This is a genomic window from Gudongella sp. QWL-04, from assembly GCF_058683975.1.
This window is the reverse complement of record NZ_CM178754.1, coordinates 1,350,639-1,376,023: the sequence shown is the minus strand read 5'-3', so window position 1 is coordinate 1,376,023 and position 25,385 is coordinate 1,350,639. Positions and strand designations below refer to the sequence as shown.

Genomic DNA, 25,385 nt, shown 5'->3' with positions numbered 1-25,385 from the left:
AATAATAAATGCCCTGGGATCCAGGGCATCTTGAAATTTAAAACTTGTCTGTTCCGAATTTTCCTTCCCTGTAGTCGAGGGAAGCCTGCCTTATTTCCTCCATTGTGTTCATAACAAATGGACCGGAACCTACCTGAGGTTCATTTAGCGGTTCCCCGCTTAATACGATCAGCTTGACAGTGGAATCTTCTGACTTGATCTCTATAGTACCCTCATTATTCTGAAATAGTATAAAATCATTTTCTTTAACTGGAGATCCATTTACAATAGCTGAGCCAGATATCATAAGGATGCCTGTATTGTAGTCAAAGGGTTCATTAAGAGAAACTGTACAATTCTCGTTCAAATCCAGGATATATATGTTCATAGGAGAGAAGGTATGAGCAGGCCCCTTAGCTCCCAGAAATTCACCTGCAACAACGGTAACAGCCCCGGATCTTTCTGGCAGATCAGTCTTACCCATCATGCTGTTCGTTATTTCCTGATACATTGGGTCAGTATACTTATCCTTTTTAGGGAGACTAACCCAGAGCTGTATCATTTGAAACATACCGCCTTTAGTCTGAAACTCCTTTTCGTGATATTCCTTGTGCATAATGCCCTTTCCTGCAGTCATCCACTGAACATCTCCTGGATAGATTATTCCATGGTTTCCTGCATTGTCATGGTGCTCCACTGCCCCTTGGAATGCGAAGGTAACTGTCTCTATCCCTCTGTGGGGATGAGGCCCTATTCCCTTTGAGGACTCTGAGGGAGGGAACTCTCTTGGGGCATTGTAGTCCATCAGAGCAAAAGGAGTAAACCTTTGAAGAAGGTTCCTTCCACCCGGGAAATAGTTTCTGACTCTAAATCCATTGCCGACCCAGTGCTCCTTTTCTACGGTAAAGATATCTTCAATTGGCCTGTATGTACTCATCGAATCACTCCTTTTAGTATTGTGATTGATATTTACCCAGAGTGTTATATAGAAAACAAACAATCAATAGAGCTTGAAAAGCTGATAGTATAGATAAATTCGGAGAATTATTCAACTGGGTATAAATAAACCGGATAATTAACTCTTCTAAACAAGGAGATGAGGGTCATGAGCAGCAGGATGAATATAAGCTCTATACACACAATTACAACTATGGCAGTCATAGTCGTCGGCTTAATGTTTCATGAACTATACAAGGCAACAGGGATAGAATTTTTAGGGATAATAAGCCCTGTAAATGAAAGCAAATGGGAGCATTGGAAAATAGCATTTTTTCCTATGCTCATAATCGGGATCTTGGAATATATTTTTACAAGGCCTATAAGAATTCCATACCTATTACCACTTGTGGCAGGAATTGGAGCTTTTTTAATCATAACATTTGGTGGAATCGAATTATATGAACTATTTTTTGGAGAATCACATCTGCCTATTCATATGCTTACATTTATTCTGGGAGCATTAGTGGGTCAATTTTTAAGATATCAGCTTATGGAAATACTTGAAACAAAGGCTTTGTATACTGTTATAGCCTGGATCATTTTGGTGTTGTCAATTTTTGTTTTTGTGAAGTTTACCTATGGTCCTCCTAGAACCGATTACTTCAAAGATTCACTGACAGACACCTATGGGATATACAAGGAAAGAGATGATGAAATTATCAAATAAAGCCATCATAGTTTAGCTTCAATAAAGGACATCGGCCAAATGTTTTGCTATAATCAAAGCATAAGAGTGATGCATGAAAGCGATATGCAAGGAGAACTGATCATGAGGATACTAGTTACTGGAGGTCTTGGGTTTATTGGAAGCCATACGGTCATCGAGCTAATTGAAAGAGGGCATGAGGTCGAGATCATTGATAATCTCTCAAATTCAAGAGAAGGTGTATTAGACAGGATCAAATTGATAACCGGCATGAAGCCAAAGCTTTACATAGATGATGCAACTGTTGAGGCTTCCATGAGAAGGATATTTGAGAAAAGTGCATACGATGGTGTGATACACTTTGCTGGGTTCAAGGCAGTTGGAGAAAGCTTAGAAAAACCACTTCAATATTATTACAATAATTTAGTAAGCACTATGGTATTGAGTAAGCTCTGTATCGAGCATGGTGTCGAGAGATTTGTGTTCAGTTCCTCAGCTTCAGTATATGGCTCTCAACCGTCGCCTCTATCGGAATCAATGAAGCTAAAGCAGAGGACTAATCCCTATGGGGAGACTAAGGCAATGAGCGAGAGGATATTGATAGATACTTCGAAAGCTTATCCCACATTTTCAGTAACGCTCCTAAGATATTTTAATCCAATCGGCGCTCATGAGAGCGGGCTTTTAGGCGAGGACCCAAAGGGGGTACCGAATAACCTGATGCCATTCATTACAAGAGTAGCAACTGGAAATCTGGAAAAATTGACTGTATTTGGTGATAATTATGATACTGAGGACGGGACTTGTGTAAGGGACTATATCCACGTGGTTGACATCGCTGAAGGCCATGCAGAGGCAATTGAGAAGATGGGAAAAGGCATAAACGTTTATAACCTGGGAACAGGTAAAGGAACCTCGGTGCTTGAACTGGTTGAGACGTTCAAAAAAGTGAACGGGGTGGACGTGCCATATGTAATTGCAGATAGAAGGCCCGGTGATGTTGATGTTTGTTATGCGGATCCGTCAAAGGCTTATAGAGAGCTGGGGTGGAGAGCAAAGAGAGATCTGGGGGATATGGTAAGGGATGCCTGGAGATTTGAAAAAAGTAAGAGTCATCAGGCACTTTAGGGGGGAGATGAGCCTATGATAAACATAATTGCATTTGTAGGACCTAGTGGTTCGGGTAAGACAACACTTAGAAATCAGCTCCAAATGGAGAAAATCGTAACCTACACCAGCAGGCCTCCACGAGAAGGAGAAATTGATGGTGTTCACTATCATTTCTCGACCAGCGAGGACATCTTGAAGATGTATGAGGAGGGTGAACTGCTTGAGTATACCCAATATCACGGTTTTCTCTATGCGACCAGTTTGAAGGCCATATCACGGGTAATCAGCAGCAATAGCTCAGCCTCTATAATAATCGACAGGAACGGTGCGAAAAAGCTTAAGGAAAGTTACGGAGATAAGATACTTGTCATTGGTATTACAGCTCCTGCGATCGAATGTGTGAGAAGAATGAGAGAGAGGAATGAGCCTGAGATAGAAAGGCGTCTTGCTTCTTATGAGATGGAGGTAAAGTTAACTAATAGATACTGCGATGTCATAATAAATAACTCCGAAGCCAACTGGGAGAGATCAAAGCTTCTGGTCTTAGCTATGGAAAAGGGCTTGGAGAAAATAGGCTGCATGAGTGAAGATAATAGGTGTTAGCCCTGAATGCCCTTCAAATACTAGGTCTTAATTTTTGATATAATGCATTTGCGGGTTACCACTTTATTAGGGCCTGTACAGGAGAGGTGTATATATGAAAAAGCTTGGTAGCGAAGTGAAATATTGCATTTTATGCAAGGAGGTCCACGAGGTAGACATAGTAGAAAGCATAGATTGCATCGAATACAAAGGTGAAGAAATCATGTTCAATGCAGTCTATGAATACTGTAAGAAATCGCGCAGATACATGGAAAATTCCGATATGGTGAAGAAAAATCGAATAGCCAAGGAAGCTGCTCTGGAGAGAAAGCACCAGCTTGAACTGCCAAGAGATAAAAGATAGGATATGACAAGTTAAAAAATATTAGCACCAAATATCTAAATATTGTGACACATCAGGCTTCTTTTGCTATAATGCTTTATAGGAGCAAATATCATTATTCTATCTGCGAAAGGTCGTGATGCTGCTGTGCGAAGGATCGAAGTAAAGAAGAAGTTTTGTTATCTGTGTATGCAGGAACATGAGGTTGAAACCGTTGAGCTCATGGAATGCAGGGAGTACAGGGGAGAAGAGATTCATTATCTCGCAAAATATGAATATTGCTCGGTTGCAAATGAATATCTGGAAACGGAAAGCATGCTTAGATCCAACAGGTCCTCAATAAAGGAGGCTTACCGCAGATCGGCTGTAATAAACGCATCGTAAGGGATAGCCATAGGTCAATGAACCTGTGGTTTTTATTTTTCAGGCTTTCAACTGAATGATAAATGTTGTAAAATAAATGACAGATAAGAACGGAGCTTTGCTTCTTTTAATAGGAGGTAGTCAAATGAAGGTGAGAAAGGCAGTAATTCCAGCAGCAGGCTTGGGGACGAGGTTTTTACCGGCAACAAAGGCTCAGCCTAAGGAGATGCTTCCCATTGTAGATAAGCCCACTCTTCAGTACATAATCGAGGAGGCTGTTGATTCTGGTATTGAGGAAATACTAATAATCACTGGCAGAAATAAATCATCGATCGAGAATCACTTCGACAAATCCGTAGAGCTTGAGCTTGAGCTGGAAAGGTCAGACAAGCAGGACCTTCTAGAGGAAATCAGAAGGATATCTGATATGGCAAATATCCACTACATAAGGCAGAAGGAACCGAGAGGTCTTGGCCATGCGATCCACTGCGCCAAGAGCTTTATAGCAAATGAGCCCTTTGCAGTACTTCTGGGTGATGATATCGTATATAGTGATAAGCCATGCTTAAAGCAAATGATAGAGGTTTATGACGAATACAAGACCACGATCCTTGGAGTCCAGGAGGTCTCGGAGGATGATGTATCAAAGTATGGAATAATAGATGGAAAGCACATCGAGGATAAGATATACAAGGTAAGATATCTGGTTGAAAAGCCTGTAAGAGAGTCCGCCCCATCTAATATTGCGATCCTTGGAAGATACATAATAAATCCGGCTATCTTTGAATGTATAGAAATGACAAAGCCGGGAAAAAACGGAGAGATCCAGCTGACGGATGCATTGAAGCTTCTTGTTGAAAGAGAGGCAATGTATGCCTATATCTTCCAGGGGAAGAGGTATGACGTAGGAAACAAGCTTGGTTTCCTTGAGGCCACTGTGGAGTATGCTCTCAGAAGAAAGGACATTGGAGAGGAATTCAGGGACTACCTGAAGAGAATAATTGATTAGTATTGGGGATGCCTGGTTAGGCATCCCTTATTTGCAAATATTTTAAGAAACTTAATAATATTGAGGTATAATCAATATTATAAGAGCCGTGAAATGGTTAAGAGGTGCTATTATGGGAAATATCAATGATTATTTGGATTGGAGGGGAGACCTCACCTTTAGACAGGATGACTTCAATGAAGTGGACAATCTTGTCCTTTCGGTGCTATGCTATAATGATTTTAGCGGCATTGTCCCAGCTCTAGGAGAGAGTGGGCACATACTCCTAAAGGATGCGGCATCTAAGTTTAAAGAAACTAAAAAGACTGAGCACCTGAAGGACCTGCCATTTTTGAAGGATATCCCACTATTCCTGGAGAAGGCTGCAGCAACTAAAAGATTTGGTGAACTTAAGCTTTCAGGATATGTGGACCAGGTCGACATTGAAAGGGTAAAGCAGTTTTCTGCAATGGTTTTTACAGTATTTGACGACCTTCATTTCACTGCATTCAGAGGAACTGACGATTCCATAGCAGGTTGGAAAGAGGATCTCCAGATGAGCTTTAAGGATGAGGTCCATTCTCAAAGGGAGGCTGTAAAGTATACCAAATGGGTAATGGAAAGCTACTCAGGTGAGTTTTATCTGGGTGGTCATTCAAAGGGAGGAAACCTTGCCGTATACGCTTCGGCAAATATGGAGGGACCGTACAGAGAAAGTATAATTGAGATATTCAATAATGACGGTCCGGGATTTCAGCCTAAGGTTGTTCAGACACAAGGTTACCAGGCCATTATCGAGAAGATAGTGACATTCCTTCCAGAGTCTTCAATTGTCGGTATGCTCCTCGAGCATGGTGAAGAATATTATGTCGTAAAGAGCAAAGGTCTTGCCATGTATCAGCACAATCCATTTTTATGGGAGATTATGGGCAATGAGTTTATTTACAAATCGGGACTCAGCAAGGATGGAATAAATATAAATAAAGCTGTAAGATCATGGTTGACGCAGTTATCCAATGAGGATAGGGAAAGGTTTGTGAATACTTTGTTTGAAATACTTCAGGGTACCGGCGCAAAGAACCTTAGCGACTTAAATAATGAGAAAATAGTCGCAGCAGATGCCATGATAAAAGCACTTAAGACCTTGGACAAGGAGACTCAAAAACAGCTTAGATCAACACTTGACCTTCTTTTTGCGGAGGGGCATAAGACGATCGTAAAATCCATAACCGATGATATCAGTGATTTTGTTAAAAAGAGAATAAGGAAAGCAAAAAAGCAGCTTGAGTAGAATTTATTTGAGAGGAGGATTTGATTTGGATAACACAAAAGCAACTGAAATGTTGTACAAGGGAAAAACCACAAAAGGAATGGATTTTAACAAACCTGAAGCGTTCCCACTTTTTTGCACCACTTCCTTCACAATGAAGAGTCTTGAGGAGGTAAGGGAAGCTTACGCCTCTAAATACACCTATGTTAGGACTAACAATCCTGATAGAGAAGCTCTGGCTGAAATCATCACATACCTGGAAGGTGGGGAGAAAAGTCTCATTTTCTCTTCGGGGATGGGTGCAATCACATCAACTCTCATGACTTTTGTCAGCTCAGGAGACCACATCCTCTGCAACAGTAGTATTTACGGAGAAACATTTGATGTCTTAAAAAAACTACTCCCAAGATTTGGAGTGGAGTCGACTCTTGTTGATTTCACAAACGAGGATGCCATAAGGAAAGCCGTGATGCCAAATACCAAGATAGTTTATGCAGAGGTAATGGCTAATCCTACTATGGCACTTACAGACATTCCTTTGCTCGCAAAGATAGCACATGAAGCTGGTGCACTTTTGATCGTTGACAATACGTTTACCTCGCCAATGTCGATACAGCCACTGGAACTTGGCGCAGATATCGTGATTAATTCTCTCACAAAATTCATTAACGGTCATAGCGACGCTATTGCAGGCTCGATCACTTCGACTGCGGATATAGTAAACAAAGTTCAGCCTATAAGCATGCTTTGCGGAACTCCGGGGGATCCTTTCGCAGCATGGATGACTATTCGAGGAGTACAAACCATAGACTTAAGACTCGAAAGACAGATGTCAAACGCAGCTACTCTTGCCAGAGCATTGGAGGATAACCCGCACGTTCTTAAAGTGAATCACCCCAGCTTGGAGAGCTTTCCTCAACACCAGCTTGCACTAAGGCTATTCGAGTCTAATGACAGGATGGCTGGGATAATGAGCTTTGTCCTTCCTGAGGATATGGACAAAATCGACGCTTTTATGAAAAAACTGAAATTTGTTCATTATGCGACAACACTTGGCGGAATAAGGACAACACTTAATCACCCTGTGACCTCATCTCATGCTCATATGCCTGATGAGGATAGAAGAAGGATGGGTATCACGCCTGGTATGTTCCGACTGTCAGTAGGAATAGAAAATGTCGATGATCTGATTGCAGATTTCTACCAGGCGCTTGAGGTGTTCAACGATTAAGTTTTTTGAATTCTACTAATACGATTGTTTCCAGGTCAAATAATTTAGCGCCTTATATAATTCCAAATTATGTCCCGATATAATTGACTAAAGCACCTATCTTTGATAATATTTGATTTATAAATATCACAGAAAATACCAAATATATCATTGGGAGGCAGTGTTGTGAGTAATGAAGAGTATTTTTTTGCCAGAAGGATATGCTTAAGCTCGGAGTTGAAGGCAAGGTATGCAATTCTTCCTGGAGATCCAGGGAGGACAGACCTGATCGCAGAATATCTGGATAAGCCTGAATACATAGGTATGAACAGAGAGTATAAGAGCTATACAGGTTACATAGAAGGCGAGAAGGTTATAGTTATATCTACAGGGATGGGTGGACCGTCCACTGCGATAGCCGTTGAAGAGCTAAAACAGATAGGCGTCGATACACTAATAAGGATTGGCAGCTGTGGTGGAATGCAGACGCATGTCCTTGCAGGAGAAATCATTATTCCTACAGGAGCAATCAGGCAGGAGGGTACTACTCACGAGTATGTCTATCCTGAGTTTCCAGCTGTTCCAGACTTTGACGTCAGCCTTGCTTTAAGAGATGCAGCAAAAAAGGTGGGAGCAGTAGCAAAGCTTGGGGTAGTTCAAAGCAAGGATTCATTCTACGGTCAGCATGACCCCTCGAGAATGCCTATAGGTGCCGAGCTGGTCAATAAATACAACGCGTGGATAAAAGCCGGAGCTCTGGCTTCAGAGATGGAGTGTGCCTCATTATTTATTGTAGCTCAAATATTGGGAGTGAGAGCTGGAGCAGTTCTTCATGTTCTGTGGAATAAGGAGAGAGAACTGTTAGGCTTGGATAACGAAACTAATAGGGATATGTCAAAAGCGATCTTGACTGTGAGAGAAGCAATCGCGGATCTTATAAGAAAAGATAAGGGGGGTAGTATTGAGAGGTATTAGTGGCAGTATAGTATTATTTTGACGATGGGCAAATCAAAATCACGGGGGGACTCAAATGAAGAAAAGATTGTCATTAGTTTTAATTATCGCTATTCTTATCAGCCTATTGGCAGGGTGCAGCTCAGGCAGCCCTGAACCAGCAGGAGATAAGCCCAAAATTGCATTGTTGACTGACAGAGCAGGTACTCAGGTATTCATACTGTCGATGATCGAGGGATTGAACAAGGGTGCAGAGATGTATGATTTCGAAGCTATCGTGGCTGAATCAGCTGATGCAGCAGCATTTGAAGACAACGCAAGAGCCCTAGTAGAGGAAGGCGTTGACCTGATAATAGGCGGAGGGTGGCAGGCAGGAGAAGCTATAAATAAAATTGCTACCGAGTTCCCTGATGCAGCTAAATATGCTTTGATCGACTCACAGGTAGAGGCTGAAAACGTTAAGTGTATTTCCTACAGAGAACAAGAAGGCGCATACCTAATTGGAGTTATGGCTGCAATGGTAGCTGACGACGGTGAGGACTTCTTTAGTGCTGTTCACGTAAACCAAGGACCTGGTTCCTGGAAGTGGAGATATGGTTATATGGAAGGCGTAAAGACAATCTATCCTGATGCAAAATTTGCTTTCAACTATGTAGGAAATTACAATGACCCTGCTAAAGCAAAGGAATTCGCGATCCAGCAATTTGAACAGGGAGCAAGCTTTATAAATTCAGCAGCTGCCGGTGGGGACAGTGGAGTATTTGAAGCCGCTTTGGAAAAGGGATTCTATACGTCTGGCCAGGACGTGGATTTGACAAGTCCTGACAATAAGTACGTAGTTTCCAGTCAGATAAAAGATACTTATAATACAGTTTTAGTACTTCTCGAGCAATACTTCTCAGGTGAAGAGTGGACAGGTGATGATGAGACCTGGGGTATCAAAGAGGGCACGATTGGTGCTGTTCACGTTACCCACGAAACTGAAAATCCGAGAAGTGAAAGACTATCGGATGAGGAAGTAGCAAAACTTAAACAAATTGCAGAGGACATTGCAAGTGGAAAACTTGACTTGACTAATATGCCTGCAGAGGAAGACTATAAATAACATAAGGAAAGAGGCGGGTTACCGCCTCTTTTGTCTAAATTATTAATGAATCATGCGAGGTGAGTAAGGCTTGCTTTTGGAAATGAAAAATATCACTAAAATATACAATGGAACGTTGGTGGCCAATGACGACATAAGCTTGAATCTCAACAAGGGTGAAATTCTGGCAGTAGTCGGAGAAAATGGCGCTGGTAAATCGACAATAATGAAGATCCTATATGGTTTGGAGCTTCCTACAGAAGGCGAGATATTTATAAACGGGGAGCTGCAAAAATTTAAAAGCCCTCAGGATGCAATAAAAAAGGGCATTGGTATGGTACAGCAGAATTTTATGTTATTCAATCCCTTTACAGTTGCAGAGAATGTAGTGTATGGAAGCGAGCCTAAAAAGAATGGATTATTCTTTGACAGGGAGAAGGCCGTGGAGATCGTAGAAAATCTAAGTCAAAAGTATGGGCTTTTCATCGACCCAAGGCTGAGGATCTCTGAATGCTCTGTAGGTCTTCAGCAGAGAGCTGAGATACTTAAAGTGTTGTATCAGGATGCCGATATAATAATTTTTGATGAGCCTTCTGCTGTGTTGACGCCTCAAGAGGTGACTGAGCTTATTGAAACGATCAAGGGGCTTTCAAGACTTGGGAAAAGCATTATCCTAATTACACATAAGCTTCAAGAGGTTATGGAGGCAGCAGACCGGGTAATTGTAATGCGCTCTGGGAAAAAAGTCAAGGAGATGCTTAAAACAGAAACAAGTATAGAAGAAATGTCTTTCCTGATGGTTGGGAGAAAGCTGATTGAAAGGGTCATCCCTGAGCAAGCAACCGGAAACAGGATACTGGAGGTAAAAAACTTAAAGTATTCAACTTCTGATGGTAAGAACATTATCAATGGTATAGACCTTCATGTCGATGCAGGTGAGATCGTTGGGATAGCAGGGGTTTCAGGTAATGGACAATCAGAGCTTATACATATAATTTCAGGGCTCCTTGATTCTACAGAGGGAGAAATAGTACTGGATGGTAAGAATATAACTGCTATGGAGGTCGGTGAAATAAGAAGCTCCGGGCTTTCGTATATCCCCGAGGACAGGTACCTTATAGGTTGTGCAAAGGAAGCAAACCTTACAGAAGTTGGCATTATGGGACATCAGCATAAGGAGGAGTATTCCAGTAATGGAATACTCAAAAAGAAAAGCGTTAAGGGGTTTGTAAAAGGCCTTCTTGAAAATTACAGCGTCCGATATGGAAGCATGGAGCAAAAAGCCAAGGAGTTGTCTGGAGGAAATATCCAGAAGCTTATAGTTGCAAGAGAAATCGAGCAAGATTCAAGGCTTTTGATAGCTGCCGAGCCAACTCGAGGAATAGATATCGGGGCAATGGAATTTATACATAATCAGATTTTGGATAAAAGAATCAAAGGAGATGGGGTACTCCTTATTTCCTCGGAGCTTTCGGAGATAATGGCATTGTCCGATCGAATATATGTCATGTATGGCGGAAAAATCAATGGAGAATTTGCGAGGGCGGATGCAACTTCGGAAGCTCTTGGACTTCTTATGATGGGAGGTACGACTGTTGAAGGCAGAGTTTAGTCTGGGTAGTGACAAGAGAATCAGTAAATACATGGCAAGCCTAAAGCAGCCCTTTCTGGCAACACTGTTTGGTCTTATTATTGGAGCAATAATAATTGTATTGTCAGGAGAAAATCCTATATCAGTTTATTCAGATCTTTTCAGGAAGTCATTTTTTCAGGCATATTATCTGATGCAGACTCTTACAAGGTCTACTCCGATAATCATATGTGCTATAGCAACAGCCGCAGCGTGGAGAGCTGGATATATAAACATTGGAGTTGAGGGGCAGATGATCGTAGGTTCGTTTGCTGCTACAGTATGTGCGATCTATATGCCGGGTCCTGCAATATTAGTATTGGTTGTTTCAATATTGGCAGGGATGTTAGCTGGTGGAATCTATGCTCTTATAGCGGCATACCTTAATTTGAAATTTAAAGTTTCTCTTGTCATAACAACATTGATGATGAATTATATTGCCAGCTATATCACATCATATTTCGTATCATCTCCTCTTAGAGATAGGTCAGGTGATGGCCTTGCCTCACAAACGGTTGCAATAGAGGAGGGTATAAGATTTTTGAAGCTTTCTTCAAGGACGACCTTTAATGCAGGTTTTCTACTGGCAGTAGCAGTAGTACTGATTTTCATATTTATATCAAAGGAGACGATCTTTGGCTATGAGTCAAGAATGACTGGACTTAACCCACATTTTGCAAAATATGGCGGTGTAAGGCAGAATAGAAATATGCTGGCAACAATGGCAATGAGCGGAGCAATTGCAGCTCTTGCCGGGATAGCTGAAATCTATGGGGTGAAGTTTAGATTCATAGATGGTATGTTCACTACCACAAGCTATGCTTGGACGGGTTTGATGTCCGCTTTGATAGCGGGGCTAAATCCGGTAGGTATGTTTTTTTCTTCAATATTTTTATCAGGCCTCCAGGTAGGTGGACAGTCAATTCAAAGGACATCGAATATTCCACTTCACTTGTCTACAGTAATTCAGGCATGTATAACTTTGTTCGTGTCGGCGAAAATATTCTTGGGATTTAAGAAAAAAAGAAAGATTTCAGCTGCATCAGGCAGTGACAGCACAGAAGGAGGGGAATTCTAATGGGATTGGCATACTTAGCTGTACTGATCAACTCAACGATTAGATCTACTACTCCGGTTCTGCTGGCAGCATTAGGCTCTGCGATTTGCAGTCAGTCTGGAGTGTTCAATATCGCTTTGGAGGGACAGATGCTGATTGCATCCTTTGCAGCGATCGCTGTGAATTATCTAACCGGCAGTCTTCTATTAAGTGTGCTTGCAGGGGTATTATCGGGAACTCTGATAGGTGTTATAGTTGCCGTTTTGCAAGTAAAGTATAATGCTGCAGATATGGTCATAGGAACTTCAGTCAATCTCCTGGTAGGCGGACTTACAAGCATTTTACTTTTCCTTGTAATGGGTGTTAAGGGAGGCTACAATGGCTCTAACCTGATTTCTCTTGAGAAGATATCACTGCCAGTAATTGGAGACGTACCATTTCTGGGAAGGATGCTTGAAGACCTGACAATAATTGATTACCTAGCATATATAATAGCGATCATACTGTTTATCTACCTGTATAGAACAGTTTCAGGATTCAGAGTTACCTCTGTCGGAATCAACAGAGAAGCTGCTGAGAGCCTTGGAATCAGAGCAGTCAGAACCAGAATGGCTATGGTCATTCTGTCAGGAGCTTTATGCGGATTAGGAGGCACAGTTCTAAGTATAGGTCAGGTAACGCTTTTTACAGAGGGAATGACTGCAGGCAGAGGCTTTATAGCCATGGCTGCGGCCAGTATGGGTATGAACCACCCATTGTTCATAGTGGCGTCCAGTCTTTTCTTCGGATTTGCCCAGGCCTTTGGAGCTTCTATACAAAATGTAGTGCCCAGCCAGTTGACAATGACGGTACCATATATAGCAACGATAGCCGCTCTTGCTGTCTTCAGCAATAAAACCAACAGAACCAGATTTACCAGAGTAAGCAGAAAAAAAGAAAAGAGAGTTTGATAAAAAAGGAGATTACTAAATGACCACTGAAAAAGTATTGCCATGTCTGGCGTTGAGACCTGGGGAAATCAACCCAAGGGTAATAACCTGTGGAGACCCTGCGAGAGCAGAGAAGATATCCAAGCTTCTCGACGGAGCGGTTTGCATGGTTAAAAATAGAGAATACTGGACATATAATGGAACATATAAAGGAGTTCCCGTTACCGTAACATCCCATGGAGTTGGATGCGGCGGCGCGTCTATCGTGTTTGAGAGCATGTGCAGAGCGGGTGCAAAGGTAATAATCAGGGTAGGCACATGCGGAGGTATGCAGGAGAACATAGATGCAGGAAGTATAGTTATTGCAACAGGTGCGTGCAGAGAAGAGGGAGTAACTGAAAAGATGCTTCCGTTGTCTTATCCGGCAATCGCAGATGGAGACATCGTTCGAGAATTGATGGCGAGCGCCGATAGAGCTGGGATTGAGGTTCATAAGGGGATAGTACTTACTCAAGCGTTGTTTTACCCGGGACTTTTGGAATCCACGGTCAGAATATATTCTAAAGCAGGTGTGAAGGCTATGGAAAATGAGCTGGCAGGGCTACTGGTAGTAGCATCACTGAACAAAGTAAAAGCAGGTGGTATACTTGCTGCTGATGCAAAGGCCTTCGAGCTGGTAGGAGTGGAGGGCTATGAGCCAAATCAGGATGCCGTGAAGAAAGCTGTTGATGATGAAATAGCTATAGCACTGGATGCAATTATCAAGGTAAGCATTGATTAAAAATAGTGAGGTGATGAGCTTGCTTTTTAAGAAAATCGGCGTTGTGGATGAGAATTACGATCTGCAAAGAGACATGCATGTTTTAGTAGAAGGGGACAGGATCACTTATATTGGAAAGGAAAAACCATTAGGTTATGAGGGTGATACCTACGACGGAAGTGGAAAGGTCTTGGTTCCAGGATTTTTTAACACTCACTGTCATGTTCCAATGACTCTTCTTAGAGGTTACGGAGAAGGGCTACCTCTTCATCGGTGGCTTACTGAAAAAATGTTTCCGTTTGAGGCAAAGCTAAAACCAGAGGATTGCTACTGGGGAAGCATGCTGGGTGCAGCAGAAATGATAAGAAGCGGTGTGGTATCGTTTACTGAAATGTACTTCGACATAGAGGATATAATCAGAGCGGTAGATGAAAGTGGACTTAAAGGAAACATCTCTCATGGAATGTCCTCTAATCCTAAAATAAAATACTTGAAAGACATGAAGGGGTACAAGGATACTGAGAGGATGCTTCAAATTGTAGAAAATAATTTTTCCGGCAGGATCAAGGTTGATATAGGCCTGCATGCTGAATATACCTCTACAGAGTTATTGGTAAGGGAAATCGCAGAGTATGCTGCCGAGAGAAAACTTATAGTGCATACTCATGTATCTGAGACAAAGAAAGAGCACGAGGAATGCAAGGAAAGGACAGGTTATACTCCACTTGGATATTACAATAAGTGCGGCTTACTGGAGAATCCTGTTATAGCAGCACACTGCGTGTGGGTTGACGAGGGGGATATTGATATCCTTAAGCATAAGTCTGTAACTCCTGTTCATTGCATCTCTAGCAATCTAAAATTGGGGAGTGGATTCGCTCCTGTCAAGAAAATGATTTCAGAGGGTATACAAGTTGCAGTAGGAACCGACGGAGCTTCATCAAACAACAATCTAAATATGCTTGAAGAAGTCGCTCTTGCTGCAATGGCAAACAAGGGGATTACAGGAGATCCAATGTTTATGACGCCTTCGCAGATACTAAGATTGTCGACGCTAAATGGAGCAAGATCCCAGGGAAGGCTTGACTGCGGTAGTATAAAAGTGGGAAATAAAGCAGACCTGATAGTGTTCGACATGGATAAGCCTCATTTGCAGCCAGTATTCGACGAAATGGCCAATATAATATTTTCAGGTCAATCAGAAGACATTTGTTTGAACATGATAGACGGTAGAATTGTCTTCAAGGACGGAGAATTCAAAACAATAGACATTGAAAGAGTTAAATTTGAAACGGTTTCAATCAAGAACAGAATTCTTGCTGAGCTGGGCTAAAGGAGGAAGAATATGGACAGAAGGGATAAAGACCTGGCATTTATGCTAAAGTATGAAAATGTAGCATGGTACGAGGATGGGAAGGTCATGATCCTCGATAGAAGGATATATCCGACCAAGGTTGAATTTGTAACTTGCAATACGCACCAGGAGGTAGCTCAGGCGATAGCGGATATGGTGACCCAAAGCGCAGGTCCATATACTGCTGCTGGAGTGGGCATGGCTTTAGCAGCCTATGAGTGCAGAGATCTGGGCAGGGAAGAAATGTGGGCATATCTTGAAAAGGCGGCATATACCTTATCTCATGCCAGACCTACCACAGCAAATAGAATGGTGCTTACTACCAATGGCTGCCTTGAAGCTGCAAGAAAGGCAATAGACGAAGGAAGACCAGTAGATGAAGCAATATTTATGAGGACGATCGAATCACTTAACAGGAGATATTCAACTATCGAAGTGGTTGCTGAGCACCTGGTAACGATGTTTCCGGATAAGGGTACTATCATGACTCAGTGCTTTGGAGAGACTATCGTAGGGATGATGCTGAGGGTAGCCAGGAGAAGAGATAAGGATATTAAGCTCTTTGTTCCCGAGACCAGGCCATATTTTCAAGGTGCGAGGCTTACTGCAAGCGTAGCCTGTGATATGGGATTTGATACTACTGTTATAACAGATAATATGCCAGCGTTTGTTATGAAAAGAAACAAGATAGATCTTTTCACCTCAGCTGCGGATGTTATATGTATGGATGGCCATGTGGTAAATAAAATAGGCACTTATCAGATTGCAATATCTGCCAAATACCATGGAGTGCCTTATTTTGTAACAGGTATACCCGACAAAGCTCATCAAACCATAGACTCTGTGACTATAGAGGAAAGAGATCCACAGCTTGTTCTTGAGGCAAGAGGCGTTAAAAATACTTTGGAAGGCGTAAAAGGCTACTATCCATCCTTTGATATCACACCTCCTCACCTTGTGAGCGGAGTTGTAACAGACAAAGGTATATTTGTACCCTATGACCTTCATAAATATTTCGACACCGAGGTCAAGGAGTATTATTGATTCTAAGCTTCAATTATAAATGGGGGATTTATATGCTTGCCAGGGATAGAATCAGTTCCATAATGGAGATGATCCGTGAGAATAAAAGTGTTTTGGTCAGTGATTTAAGCTCAAGGTTCAAGGTGACGGATGAAACAATAAGGAGGGATCTTGAAAAGCTTGAAGCTCAGAAGCTGATCATTCGAGTCCATGGGGGAGCTTACCTGTTTGAAGGATTTGAAAAAGGCGCTCCAGTATCACTTAGAAAGCAATTCTTGATAAGCGAGAAGGAGAGGATCAGTTACAAGTGCCTGGAGTTTATTGAAAACAAGGATACGATCATGCTGGATAGCAGCACGACATCCTTATATATTGCAAAGGCTCTTAAGAGCAGCCACTTTCAGGTAACGGTCATCTCCAATTACCTTGATATCATAAATGAGCTGGCTGATGTAGACAGCATAAAGCTTCTGGCCATAGGAGGAACTTACAATATCTCGTCCAGGTGTTTTTCAGGTCCTGCAACCATTGCAGCTTTAGAGGCTTATAATGCAGATAAGGCCTTCGTTAGCTGTTCCTCGATCGATTCAAGGCTAAACCTTACTGCTCATAATGAAAACGACGGTCATATCCGAGGGCATATGCTCAAAAATTCTACAAAAAAATTTTTAGTCATCGACCACACAAAATTCGATAAAGCTTCTACTTACAAGTTTGGAGAACTAAAGGATGTAGATTACATTATAATGGATAAGGCTCCGGGAAGTGAGTGGTCAAAAATGATAAAAAATGCAGGTGTCATATCAGTTTATGCCTGATATTTAAATAGTGCTATAAAGGAAAGGAGGAGTAAAGATTGACAAAAATTTACTACGACAGGGATGCGTCTTTGGACCTTGTTTTGGAGAGAACTGTAGCTATAATAGGCTATGGGAACCAGGGGCGGGCTCAAGCCCTGAACATGAGAGATTCGGGGGTAAAAAGGATCATAGTTGGTTCTACCTGGGAGGATGGATTCAACAAGGCCAGGGAGGATGGATTTGAAGCCTTTGATATCGCAGAAGCAAGTAAGCAAGCCGATATCATCTTCATACTACTACCTGATGAGGTAGCACCTCCAATTTACAAAGAACAGATCGAGCCTTATTTAGAGCCTGGTGACGTTGTAAACTTTTCATCTGGCTACAACATAACCTATGGGTTTATTGTACCTAGAGCCGACCTGGATATAATAATGGTTGCTCCAAGGATGATTGGGAATGGGGTTAGAGAGACATTTCTATCTGGCCAGGGATTTCCGGCGTTTGTTGTTGTTAAGCAGGATTCTTCAGGAAATGCCAAGGCTATTGCATTGGGATTGGCAAAAGCGATCGGCTCAACTAAATCCGGTGCTATCGAAACGACCTTTAACGATGAAACCTATTTGGACCTAATGAGCGAGCAAGCTGTTTGGCCGCTTATAATGAATGTCATGACGGAAGTTTTTGACCTGCTGGTAAGTAAGGGACACAGTCCGGAGGCGATCTTAACGGAACTCTATCTTTCCAGAGAACCAGCCTTTATGATGGAGAAAATGGCTGAAGTAGGACTATTCAGGCAGCTGCCAATGCATTCGAGGACAAGCCAATACGGACAGCTTTCAAGGTATAAACAGGTAGACACCAGCTATATAAGAGAATTCCTCGAGAAGCAGTACGAGAACATTACAAATGGAAGCTTCGCCTCCGAATGGGATAACGTAATGAAGGACGACCTTAAGGAGTACAGACAGCTTCTTGATGAAGCTTTGAAGAGCCCAATCAGCGAAGCTGAGGATAAAGTAAAGGATAGCCTTAACCGAGATCAGTAAAAACAAAATATACAGGAGGGGTAATCAATGAGTAAAATTGACCTGAATGACGTTATGTTTGAAACCATGGTGATCCATGCCGGTCAGGAGCCTGACAAGGGAACAGGTGCTTTGTCGACCCCAATTTTTCAAACCTCGACCTTCTGCTTTGAGACAGTAGAGGAAGGAGCTGCAAAATTCAGCAAAGAGATACCTGGATATGTCTACTCCAGAGGAGGAAACCCGACCAACCGAGCTCTTGAGCTTAAGTGCGCTGCTCTTGAAGGCGGAGAGGATTGTGTTGCAACTGCATCAGGAATGGGTGCGATAGGCGCTGTATTACTGGGCCTTGTAAAAACAGGGGATCACATAGTCAGCGGCGACACGGTATACGGTGGAACCTCAGTGGTAATGAGGACCAATATGCCGGATCTTGGAATTGACGTTACCTTTGTAGATACCACTGATCCTGAGGAAGTCGAAAAGGCTATAAATGAGAGGACCAAGGTCATATACTTTGAAACTGTCACCAATCCAACATTAAAGCTTGCTGATATCGAAGAGATAGCTAAAATTGCTAAAAAACACGGAGTCAAGCTGGTTGTGGACAATACATTCTCACCGCCTCCTATCCTGTCTCCACTGAAGCTGGGAGCAGATTTTGTCATACACAGTGTAACTAAATACATAAATGGTCATGGTGACGTAATTGGAGGCGTTATCGTAGGGCCAAAGGATGACATAGCAGTTATAAGAGGTAATTATGTCACTAAGATTTGTGGTACTCCTCCTAGTCCATTCAACTCATATCTCGTCATGAGGGGAATGAAAACTCTGCCGATAAGAGTGAGAGAACATTGTAAGAATGCAATGGCAATGGCTGAGTATCTTGAAAAGAATGAGTATGTCAAAACCGTATACTACCCAGGTTTGGAATCTCATCCACAGCATGAACTGGCTAAGAAGATGTTGAACGGCATGTTTACAGGAATGATAGCATTTGAGCTTAAGGATGACGTCAAAGGTTTGAGTGCCTTTGAGGCAGGAAAGAAATTCCTGAACAACCTAAAGATCGCATCGATCGCTGTAAGCTTAGGAGATCCGGATACCTTGATCGAGCATCCTGCAAGCATGACACACGCCAGCGTTCCACCTGAGAGCAGACTTGAGGTAGGTATTACCGATGGATTGATAAGATTATCAGTAGGTCTAGAAAATGTTGTAGATCTAATAAAGGACTTCGAGCAAAGCTTTGCAAAACTATGATTTTGGCATATTGATTAATCAGGAGGTAAGGATATGAGAGAGCACTTTTTTGTGGATGCAGAAGAGGTGTTGACCGATATTCAAAACGGTCGGGCATTCCTAGTTGCCAAGAAAGACGACAGGGTAAATGTTATGCAGATAGGCTGGGGGTTCCTGGGCTTTATGTGGAATCATTCCCACATGATAGTTGCCGTCAGACCGACAAGGTATACTTATGAGCTGTTGAAGGACGCAGATGAATTTGTTGTAAGTATCCCCAAAAAAGGTCATATGAAGGAAGAACTCAGGATCTGCGGAACAAAGTCGGGTAGAGACATAGACAAAATCAACGAATGCGGCTTTAAGATGGTCGAGGGCTCTAAGGTGTCGGTACCTCATATTGACAACTGCAAAATCAGTTATGAATGCAAGGTCGACTATAAAGCTCATTTGGATCCGGATAAGCTAGACCCTTCGATCAACAAAGGAAGCTATCCTCAAGGCGACCACCATTTGATCCTAATGGGAAGGATTGTTGAGATCCACAAATAAAAATGTTGACATGGCCTTCAAGATGGATTAGAATATCAATAATATATTTAATGCAGTAAAGCAGAACAAGAGAATAGTTTTGCGAAAATGGAGATCGTAACCGCAAGTAAGGATAAAGAGAGCCAATGTTTGGTGTGAATTGGTGAATGAAAACGGTGAATCCACTCCTGAGCAGACAGGGAAGACCTGTCCGGTCGTAGCGCCGTTACATGCGAAAAGTTCATTCGAAGTCTGGATGATGAATTAAGGTGGCACCGCGCGAGTATACTCCCGCCCTTGACTATGTATGTCATGGGCAGGAGTTTTTTTATTCTAAAAAATTCTAATTGGAGGGGTAAAAATGAAAGTATTGGTAACTGAAAGAATCGACTCAAGAGGTATCGAATTGATGAAAAAAAGAGGTTTGCAGACTGATGAGAGGTTGGATCTTGGAAGAGAAGAGCTGTTGAAGGTCATTGGGAATTATGACGCTCTTATAGTAAGAAGTGCAACACAGGTTGATAAAGAGCTTCTGGATTCAGCTGTAAAAATGAAGGTAGTGGGAAGAGCGGGAAACGGCATGGATAATATCGATGTAAAATACGCAACTGAGAAGAAAATTGAGTGTATCAATGCTCCAGATTCGAATTCAATTGCAGCTGCTGAACATACAATTGCTCTGCTTCTGGCTGTTTGCAGAAACCTGCCCAAGGGAGACAGTACCCTTCGGGACGGCCTTTGGGAGAGAAGCAAATTGATGGGAGTTGAGCTTTTCGATAAAACCGTTGGAATAGTAGGGCTTGGAAGGATAGGTAAAATGGTGGCGGCGAGGCTTCAGGCGTTTGGAATGAGAACTGTGGCGTATGATCCCTTTATACCTGAACTGGATATGGCCAGATTGAACGTTAAGAAGGTAGATACAATAAATGATCTTATGAAGATATGTGACTTTATAACAGTACATATGCCAAAGACCAAGGATACCCTGGGGCTTATAGGGGAGGAAGAGCTCAAGCTTGCAAAAAAAGATCTAAGGATAGTCAACTGCGCACGAGGTGGGCTGGTCGATGAGAATGCTCTTTATATAGCTTTAAAGGAGGGCAGGATAGCAGGGGCTGGCCTTGATGTATTTGTTGAGGAGCCTTGTACTAACAATCCATTGCTGACACTTGATAATGTAGTTGCTACCCCGCATCTTGGGGCAAGTACCAAGGAAGCGCAGGTAAAAGCAGGGATCATGACAGCAGAAAAAATTGCCGTAATACTTTTAGGTGAGGAAGAAATGACAGGAGCAAGATAGAGCCACCGGGGACGGTCCTTTTTGGCTGGAATTGTTCGAATTTTGCAACAATCTCAGCCAAAAAGGACCGTCCCCGATGGCTTATTTAAGTCTTCTATAGAGGGTTCGAAGGCTGATCCCTAATTCCTCCGCGGTTTTGACCTTTCCGTCCAGATCCCAGCCATTTCTATCCAAGGCAGAAATAATGATCGACGTCTCGCTTCTGGAAAGCTTGGAACGCAAATCTGTGTCTGACTGACAGCTGCTCAATATACGAACAGGCAGGCTGGATAAGCTTATCCTTGGGGTCTCTTCCATATTCATTGCGTATTCTATAGAATTTTCAAGCTCTCTTACATTACCTGGCCAGGAGTAGTCCATCATTGCCTCCAGGGCAAGCTTGTCAATACCGGTAATCTTCTTTGAAAGTCTGGAATTCATAGCCTTAATGAAGTGCTCAATAAGTAAAGGAATGTCAGATTTTCTTTCTCTTAGGGGTGGAAGGTGGATCGGGATCACGTTAAGTCTATAAAAAAGGTCCTCCCTGAATTTACCCTCGTTCATAAGGAGCTCAAGATCCTGATTTGTGGCCGCAACTATCCTTACATTCAGCGGGATGTTTGTAATGCTCCCTAGGCGCTGGATAACTCCATCCTGTAAAAACCGTAAGAGCTTTGCCTGTGAATGATGGGGAAGCTCCCCTATCTCATCCAAAAATACCGTACCATTGTTAGCCATTTCCAGTATACCTGACTTACCTCTTTTCTTCGCTCCGGTAAATGCTCCTTCCTCATATCCAAACAGCTCAGATTCAAACAGATTCTCAGGTATATTAGCACAATTGACGGGAATAAAGGGCCTATTGCTCCGATTGCTGGTGAAGTGGATAGCTTTTGCCGCTATTTCCTTGCCGGTTCCTGATTCACCGGTTATAAGAACTGATGAAGGTGAAGAGGATATCTTGGTTACAATATTCTTAACCTCTAAAAGCCCAGGATCTTGGGTAATTATTTTATCAAGATAACTTGCTGATGGCGATTTTTTAAGTACTTCACCGTCTCTTTTATCGAAGCGCAGAACATATCCTTCTATACTGTTCTCGGTAGATAACGGTGTTGAAAACACCTCTCCGTTGAAGCCCTGAAAAGAGAAGCTCCTGCTGGATGGATATGGCGTACTGAAGATCCAGCTTGAAAGCTCTTGCGGGAATATCATACCCAAGCTTTGCGTGTAGAGATCGCAATATGATAGGAGTTCCTGAGTACCATCATCCCAGTGGAGAAGATAACCATTTCTGTCGACGACCATGTAATTCATTCCTGAATCCAGTATAAGCTGCTCAATAGCCTTGCCCAGAATCCCTGGGGTGTTTCTTGCAACTTCATTGTATGCATACATTGAGATAAGGTTTGACATGTAACCTAGTATCTCCATATATTTATGTAGATTATCCTCAATTGTGGCATGTCCTTCGTGTGTGAAGGAGGTCATACTGACAACGCCGATGGGTTGACCGTCAAGCTTTACACAGGAAAGAATTTCGATGGTGGATGGGCAGTTGTTGGCAAAACGGCAGCCAATGCATGACTTCATAAGCCCCGGCTTATTGACCACAACATTTCCCAGGCTAAGGACTTCCTCGATCGAGGCTGTATGTACACTTTGGCCTTTTCGCTTCAGGTAGACTTTGGTACTGCTTACAAGCTCTGCCTCTGTATCAAAGATGGCATATTCCATATTGGTTAGTGTTGCCATAGTTGAGATTATGTCATTAAGATTGTTTTTGATCGAGTTTAAGTTCATACTATCCAGCTCCTTGACAATATAGACAAACGAATTGACAAATACGACAATTACAGTATACCACATAGTACAAGCTTTACAATAATAAACGAGTTGATATGCGTTAAATTGAGTAAAATTCTATATTCTAGTATTATTTATGTGATCAGGAGAAGTTGGCATGAAAAATGCAATATACATATATCGGAATAAAACAAAGGTAAAGGGGGACAAGAATATGTATAATCCATTGGATTTTACCGGTAAGGTTGTGGTTATCTCGGGTGGCGCCTCGGGAATAGGCTTAGGAACAGGCAAGCTTTTTGCCAAACATGGCGCTTCGGTGATTCTTCTTGACATCAATGAAAGTCAAGGCGAAAAGGCCGTCGGAGAGATATCGTCAGAGGGGTACCACGTAACATTTATGAAGTGCGATGTAACCAATGAGGAGAATGTAAGTTCTGTAATAAAAAATATCGATGAGAAATTTGGTAAAATTGATGTCCTGTTTAATAATGCCGGAGTGACTGTGAGAAAAACGGTTGTTGATCTAACTGAAAAAGAATGGGATTTCGTGCTTGGCGTTGGACTTAAGGGAACATTCCTTCTATCAAAATATACAGTACCTGTAATGGCCAGAAATGGAGGAGGCAGCATAGTCAACACAGGCTCCGGATGGGGCTTGAAGGGTGGAGACAAGGCTGCAGCCTATTGTGCCGTCAAAGGCGGTATAGTAAACCTCACAAGGGCGATGGCTATAGACCACGGACCACAAAATATCAGAGTCAATTCAGTTAATCCTGGGGATACTGATACAGCGATGCTTAGAGACGAGGGAAGACAGCTTGGAGAGATCGAGATTGATAAGTTCCTTGTAGATTCTGCTAAGGGCAGACCGCTTGAAAGACTGGGTACACCCTTAGATATCGCAAAGGCAGTAATGTTTTTAAGCAGTGATATGGCATCATGGATAACTGGGGCCGCACTAGTTGTAGATGGCGGCGGAATAGCATAAAAGGGAGGAAGTCTATTATGAAAGAATATGGATTTAAAAATCATCCGTACATACCTAATTCCGGGCCTGAGGTCCAGAAGAAAATGCTGGAATATCTTGGATTAAAATCTCTTGAGGATCTTCACGCAGAGATACCCAAGGAGCTGAAGCTTAATAGGCCACTTGATCTTCCAAAGCCCTATGGTTCTGAGTACGAACTTAGACGTGCAATTGAAAAGCTTTTGGCAAAAAACACGACCGCAAAAGAAAACATAAGCTTCCTTGGGGCCGGTTGCTGGCAGCATTATGTGCCGGCTATTTGCGATGAGGTAAACAGCAGATCTGAATTCTTAACTGCATATGCAGGGGAGCCATACAATGATCACGGAAGATTTCAAACATTATTTGAGTATGAGTCTCTGGTTGCAGAACTGTTGGATATGGAGGTAGTCAACGTTCCTACCTTTGACTGGGGGCAGGCAGCAGCGACCTCAATAAGAATGGCTTCCAGGATGACCGGAAGGGGAGAGGCTCTCGTAGTTGGAACCATAGACCCTGACAGACTGATGATAATTGAAAACTATTGCGATCCGGGGGTCAAGATAATCAAACTGTCATATGAAGAGAAAACCGGGATGATGGATCTCGAGGACCTTAAGGCGAAGCTTACTGCCAACACCGCGGCTGTATACTTTGAGAACCCGTCATTCCTTGGCTTCCTGGAAACCAATGGAAGCGAGATCTCAAGACTTGCACATGAGGCTGGAGCTGTCGCTATCGTAGGGGTAGACCCAAGCAGCCTTGGAGTTATTGAACCACCTTCAGCATATGGAGCAGATATAATCTGTGGAGATCTTCAGCCTCTTGGAATGCACATGAATTACGGCGGCGGGCAATCAGGCTTTATTTCCACTAGGAATGAGGAACGCTTTGTCATGGAGTTCCCATCAAGATTATTCGGAGTAGCTCCGACAATAGTCGAGGGAGAATATGGCTTTGGAGACGTGGCATACGACAGAACCTCCTTCGGAAACCTAAGGGAAAAGGGTAAGGAGTACGTCGGTACCCAAACTGCTCTTTTAGGTATAACGTCAGGGGTATATCTTTCAACCATGGGTCCAAAGGGAATGGAGGAGCTTGGACAAAACATCATCCAGAAGTCCCAATATGTAATTAAAGAGCTTTCGAGAATCAAGGGTATTGCTGGATCCAGATTTGAAGGCTTTAATTTCAAGGAGTTCGTAGTCGATTTCAATGGCACAGGAAAAACTGTGGAGGAAATAAACAAAGCCTTGCTCCAAAAGGGTATATTCGGAGGAAAGGACCTCTCAAAGGCGTTCCCGGAGATGGGGCAGTGCGCTCTTTACTGTGTAACAGAGGTACACATGAAGGAAGATATCGACTGGCTTGTTTCTGCAGTCAAAGAGATCGTTGAAGAATAATCC

Annotated in this window: 25 protein-coding genes; 23 read left to right on the top strand and 2 right to left on the bottom strand. The window is 42.5% G+C overall.

Annotated elements, in window-relative coordinates; genetic code table 11:
* Positions 1–37: 37 nt before the first annotated feature.
* A complete protein-coding gene (locus AC4PHB_RS06940) occupies positions 38–916 on the bottom strand; it encodes a pirin family protein (RefSeq protein ID WP_492135727.1) in 879 nt (292 codons plus the stop codon).
* A gap of 168 nt (positions 917–1,084) precedes the next feature.
* Between AC4PHB_RS06940 and AC4PHB_RS06935 the strand changes: the two genes are divergently transcribed.
* The 21 genes from AC4PHB_RS06935 to AC4PHB_RS06835 all read left to right on the top strand — a co-directional run bounded on the left by AC4PHB_RS06935 (position 1,085) and on the right by AC4PHB_RS06835 (position 21,185).
* Complete coding sequence (locus tag AC4PHB_RS06935) at positions 1,085–1,645, top strand: DUF6512 family protein (RefSeq protein ID WP_492135726.1); 561 nt, start codon at positions 1,085–1,087, stop codon at positions 1,643–1,645.
* 102 nt (positions 1,646–1,747) lie between these two features.
* On the top strand, positions 1,748–2,752 hold the full coding sequence (gene galE / locus AC4PHB_RS06930; protein ID WP_492135725.1) for a UDP-glucose 4-epimerase GalE: 1,005 nt from the start codon (positions 1,748–1,750) through the stop codon (positions 2,750–2,752).
* A 15-nt stretch (positions 2,753–2,767) separates the two neighbouring features.
* Positions 2,768–3,337, top strand: a complete 570-nt coding sequence (locus AC4PHB_RS06925; protein WP_492135724.1) for a guanylate kinase — start codon at positions 2,768–2,770, stop codon at positions 3,335–3,337.
* Positions 3,338–3,431: 94 nt separating this feature from the next.
* On the top strand, positions 3,432–3,680 hold the full coding sequence (locus AC4PHB_RS06920) for a hypothetical protein (protein ID WP_492135723.1): 249 nt from the start codon (positions 3,432–3,434) through the stop codon (positions 3,678–3,680).
* Positions 3,681–3,848: 168 nt separating this feature from the next.
* Positions 3,849–4,043, top strand: coding sequence for a hypothetical protein (locus tag AC4PHB_RS06915; RefSeq protein WP_492135722.1), 195 nt, complete (start codon positions 3,849–3,851; stop codon positions 4,041–4,043).
* A gap of 124 nt (positions 4,044–4,167) precedes the next feature.
* The gene (gene galU, locus AC4PHB_RS06910) at positions 4,168–5,031 is read left to right on the top strand and encodes a UTP--glucose-1-phosphate uridylyltransferase GalU (RefSeq protein ID WP_492135721.1); all 864 of its coding nucleotides are present in this window, start codon (positions 4,168–4,170) and stop codon (positions 5,029–5,031) included.
* Positions 5,032–5,143: 112 nt separating this feature from the next.
* The gene (locus tag AC4PHB_RS06905) at positions 5,144–6,301 is read left to right on the top strand and encodes a DUF2974 domain-containing protein (protein WP_492135720.1); all 1,158 of its coding nucleotides are present in this window, start codon (positions 5,144–5,146) and stop codon (positions 6,299–6,301) included.
* Positions 6,302–6,326: 25 nt separating this feature from the next.
* Entirely contained in the window at positions 6,327–7,511 is a 1,185-nt protein-coding gene (locus AC4PHB_RS06900) for a trans-sulfuration enzyme family protein (protein WP_492135719.1), read from the top strand.
* A gap of 165 nt (positions 7,512–7,676) precedes the next feature.
* Positions 7,677–8,465, top strand: coding sequence for a nucleoside phosphorylase (locus tag AC4PHB_RS06895; RefSeq protein WP_492135718.1), 789 nt, complete (start codon positions 7,677–7,679; stop codon positions 8,463–8,465).
* 55 nt (positions 8,466–8,520) lie between these two features.
* Positions 8,521–9,549 carry a BMP family ABC transporter substrate-binding protein gene (locus tag AC4PHB_RS06890; RefSeq protein ID WP_492135717.1) on the top strand — a complete coding sequence of 343 codons (1,029 nt, stop codon included), beginning with the start codon at positions 8,521–8,523 and terminating at the stop codon, positions 9,547–9,549.
* Between the two features lie 82 nt (positions 9,550–9,631).
* Positions 9,632–11,140, top strand: coding sequence for an ABC transporter ATP-binding protein (locus tag AC4PHB_RS06885; RefSeq protein ID WP_492135716.1), 1,509 nt, complete (start codon positions 9,632–9,634; stop codon positions 11,138–11,140).
* Positions 11,124–12,236 carry an ABC transporter permease gene (locus AC4PHB_RS06880; protein WP_492135715.1) on the top strand — a complete coding sequence of 371 codons (1,113 nt, stop codon included), beginning with the start codon at positions 11,124–11,126 and terminating at the stop codon, positions 12,234–12,236. Before AC4PHB_RS06885 ends, AC4PHB_RS06880 begins: the two co-directional genes overlap by 17 nt.
* Positions 12,236–13,165 (top strand): ABC transporter permease, encoded by a 930-nt coding sequence (locus AC4PHB_RS06875; RefSeq protein ID WP_492135714.1) that lies wholly within the window; start codon positions 12,236–12,238, stop codon positions 13,163–13,165. The genes AC4PHB_RS06880 and AC4PHB_RS06875 overlap by 1 nt, the downstream gene beginning before the upstream one ends.
* A gap of 19 nt (positions 13,166–13,184) precedes the next feature.
* A complete protein-coding gene (locus tag AC4PHB_RS06870; protein ID WP_492135713.1) occupies positions 13,185–13,925 on the top strand; it encodes a nucleoside phosphorylase in 741 nt (246 codons plus the stop codon).
* Positions 13,926–13,944: 19 nt separating this feature from the next.
* A complete protein-coding gene (locus AC4PHB_RS06865; protein ID WP_492135712.1) occupies positions 13,945–15,237 on the top strand; it encodes an amidohydrolase in 1,293 nt (430 codons plus the stop codon).
* 12 nt (positions 15,238–15,249) lie between these two features.
* Positions 15,250–16,302 carry an S-methyl-5-thioribose-1-phosphate isomerase gene (locus tag AC4PHB_RS06860; protein WP_492135711.1) on the top strand — a complete coding sequence of 351 codons (1,053 nt, stop codon included), beginning with the start codon at positions 15,250–15,252 and terminating at the stop codon, positions 16,300–16,302.
* Positions 16,303–16,334: 32 nt separating this feature from the next.
* The gene (locus AC4PHB_RS06855; RefSeq protein WP_492135710.1) at positions 16,335–17,099 is read left to right on the top strand and encodes a DeoR/GlpR family DNA-binding transcription regulator; all 765 of its coding nucleotides are present in this window, start codon (positions 16,335–16,337) and stop codon (positions 17,097–17,099) included.
* A 38-nt stretch (positions 17,100–17,137) separates the two neighbouring features.
* Complete coding sequence (gene ilvC, locus AC4PHB_RS06850; protein WP_492135709.1) at positions 17,138–18,130, top strand: ketol-acid reductoisomerase; 993 nt, start codon at positions 17,138–17,140, stop codon at positions 18,128–18,130.
* A 27-nt stretch (positions 18,131–18,157) separates the two neighbouring features.
* A complete protein-coding gene (locus tag AC4PHB_RS06845) occupies positions 18,158–19,375 on the top strand; it encodes a trans-sulfuration enzyme family protein (RefSeq protein WP_492135708.1) in 1,218 nt (405 codons plus the stop codon).
* A 33-nt stretch (positions 19,376–19,408) separates the two neighbouring features.
* Complete coding sequence (locus tag AC4PHB_RS06840; RefSeq protein WP_492135707.1) at positions 19,409–19,906, top strand: flavin reductase family protein; 498 nt, start codon at positions 19,409–19,411, stop codon at positions 19,904–19,906.
* Between the two features lie 340 nt (positions 19,907–20,246).
* Positions 20,247–21,185 carry a hydroxyacid dehydrogenase gene (locus AC4PHB_RS06835; RefSeq protein WP_492135706.1) on the top strand — a complete coding sequence of 313 codons (939 nt, stop codon included), beginning with the start codon at positions 20,247–20,249 and terminating at the stop codon, positions 21,183–21,185.
* A gap of 81 nt (positions 21,186–21,266) precedes the next feature.
* On the opposite strand, the gene AC4PHB_RS06830 is transcribed toward AC4PHB_RS06835, so the two are convergent.
* Positions 21,267–22,967 carry a sigma-54 interaction domain-containing protein gene (locus tag AC4PHB_RS06830; RefSeq protein WP_492135705.1) on the bottom strand — a complete coding sequence of 567 codons (1,701 nt, stop codon included), beginning with the start codon at positions 22,965–22,967 and terminating at the stop codon, positions 21,267–21,269.
* A gap of 160 nt (positions 22,968–23,127) precedes the next feature.
* On the opposite strand from AC4PHB_RS06830, the gene AC4PHB_RS06825 reads away from it, so the two are divergent.
* Both AC4PHB_RS06825 and gcvPA read left to right on the top strand, forming a co-directional pair.
* Positions 23,128–23,961 (top strand): SDR family NAD(P)-dependent oxidoreductase, encoded by an 834-nt coding sequence (locus tag AC4PHB_RS06825; protein ID WP_492135704.1) that lies wholly within the window; start codon positions 23,128–23,130, stop codon positions 23,959–23,961.
* 17 nt (positions 23,962–23,978) lie between these two features.
* Complete coding sequence (gene gcvPA, locus AC4PHB_RS06820; RefSeq protein WP_492135703.1) at positions 23,979–25,382, top strand: aminomethyl-transferring glycine dehydrogenase subunit GcvPA; 1,404 nt, start codon at positions 23,979–23,981, stop codon at positions 25,380–25,382.
* Positions 25,383–25,385: the final 3 nt, after the last annotated feature.

Bases quoted from the DNA above. Each gene is read 5' to 3' on its own strand.
- AC4PHB_RS06840 (WP_492135707.1), top strand. From the start codon at position 19,409: ATGAGAGAGCACTTTTTTGTGGATGCAGAAGAGGTGTTGACCGATATT.
- galU (WP_492135721.1), top strand. From the start codon at position 4,168: ATGAAGGTGAGAAAGGCAGTAATTCCAGCAGCAGGCTTGGGGACGAGG.
- AC4PHB_RS06835 (WP_492135706.1), top strand. From the start codon at position 20,247: ATGAAAGTATTGGTAACTGAAAGAATCGACTCAAGAGGTATCGAATTG.
- AC4PHB_RS06940 (WP_492135727.1), bottom strand. From the start codon at position 916: ATGAGTACATACAGGCCAATTGAAGATATCTTTACCGTAGAAAAGGAG.
- AC4PHB_RS06860 (WP_492135711.1), top strand. From the start codon at position 15,250: ATGGACAGAAGGGATAAAGACCTGGCATTTATGCTAAAGTATGAAAAT.
- AC4PHB_RS06830 (WP_492135705.1), bottom strand. From the start codon at position 22,967: ATGAACTTAAACTCGATCAAAAACAATCTTAATGACATAATCTCAACT.
- AC4PHB_RS06870 (WP_492135713.1), top strand. From the start codon at position 13,185: ATGACCACTGAAAAAGTATTGCCATGTCTGGCGTTGAGACCTGGGGAA.
- AC4PHB_RS06825 (WP_492135704.1), top strand. From the start codon at position 23,128: ATGAAAAATGCAATATACATATATCGGAATAAAACAAAGGTAAAGGGG.
- AC4PHB_RS06920 (WP_492135723.1), top strand. From the start codon at position 3,432: ATGAAAAAGCTTGGTAGCGAAGTGAAATATTGCATTTTATGCAAGGAG.
- AC4PHB_RS06845 (WP_492135708.1), top strand. From the start codon at position 18,158: ATGAGTAAAATTGACCTGAATGACGTTATGTTTGAAACCATGGTGATC.
- AC4PHB_RS06905 (WP_492135720.1), top strand. From the start codon at position 5,144: ATGGGAAATATCAATGATTATTTGGATTGGAGGGGAGACCTCACCTTT.
- AC4PHB_RS06885 (WP_492135716.1), top strand. From the start codon at position 9,632: ATGAAAAATATCACTAAAATATACAATGGAACGTTGGTGGCCAATGAC.
- AC4PHB_RS06915 (WP_492135722.1), top strand. From the start codon at position 3,849: ATGCAGGAACATGAGGTTGAAACCGTTGAGCTCATGGAATGCAGGGAG.
- AC4PHB_RS06925 (WP_492135724.1), top strand. From the start codon at position 2,768: ATGATAAACATAATTGCATTTGTAGGACCTAGTGGTTCGGGTAAGACA.
- AC4PHB_RS06875 (WP_492135714.1), top strand. From the start codon at position 12,236: ATGGGATTGGCATACTTAGCTGTACTGATCAACTCAACGATTAGATCT.
- AC4PHB_RS06935 (WP_492135726.1), top strand. From the start codon at position 1,085: ATGAGCAGCAGGATGAATATAAGCTCTATACACACAATTACAACTATG.
- AC4PHB_RS06855 (WP_492135710.1), top strand. From the start codon at position 16,335: ATGCTTGCCAGGGATAGAATCAGTTCCATAATGGAGATGATCCGTGAG.
- gcvPA (WP_492135703.1), top strand. From the start codon at position 23,979: ATGAAAGAATATGGATTTAAAAATCATCCGTACATACCTAATTCCGGG.
- AC4PHB_RS06890 (WP_492135717.1), top strand. From the start codon at position 8,521: ATGAAGAAAAGATTGTCATTAGTTTTAATTATCGCTATTCTTATCAGC.
- galE (WP_492135725.1), top strand. From the start codon at position 1,748: ATGAGGATACTAGTTACTGGAGGTCTTGGGTTTATTGGAAGCCATACG.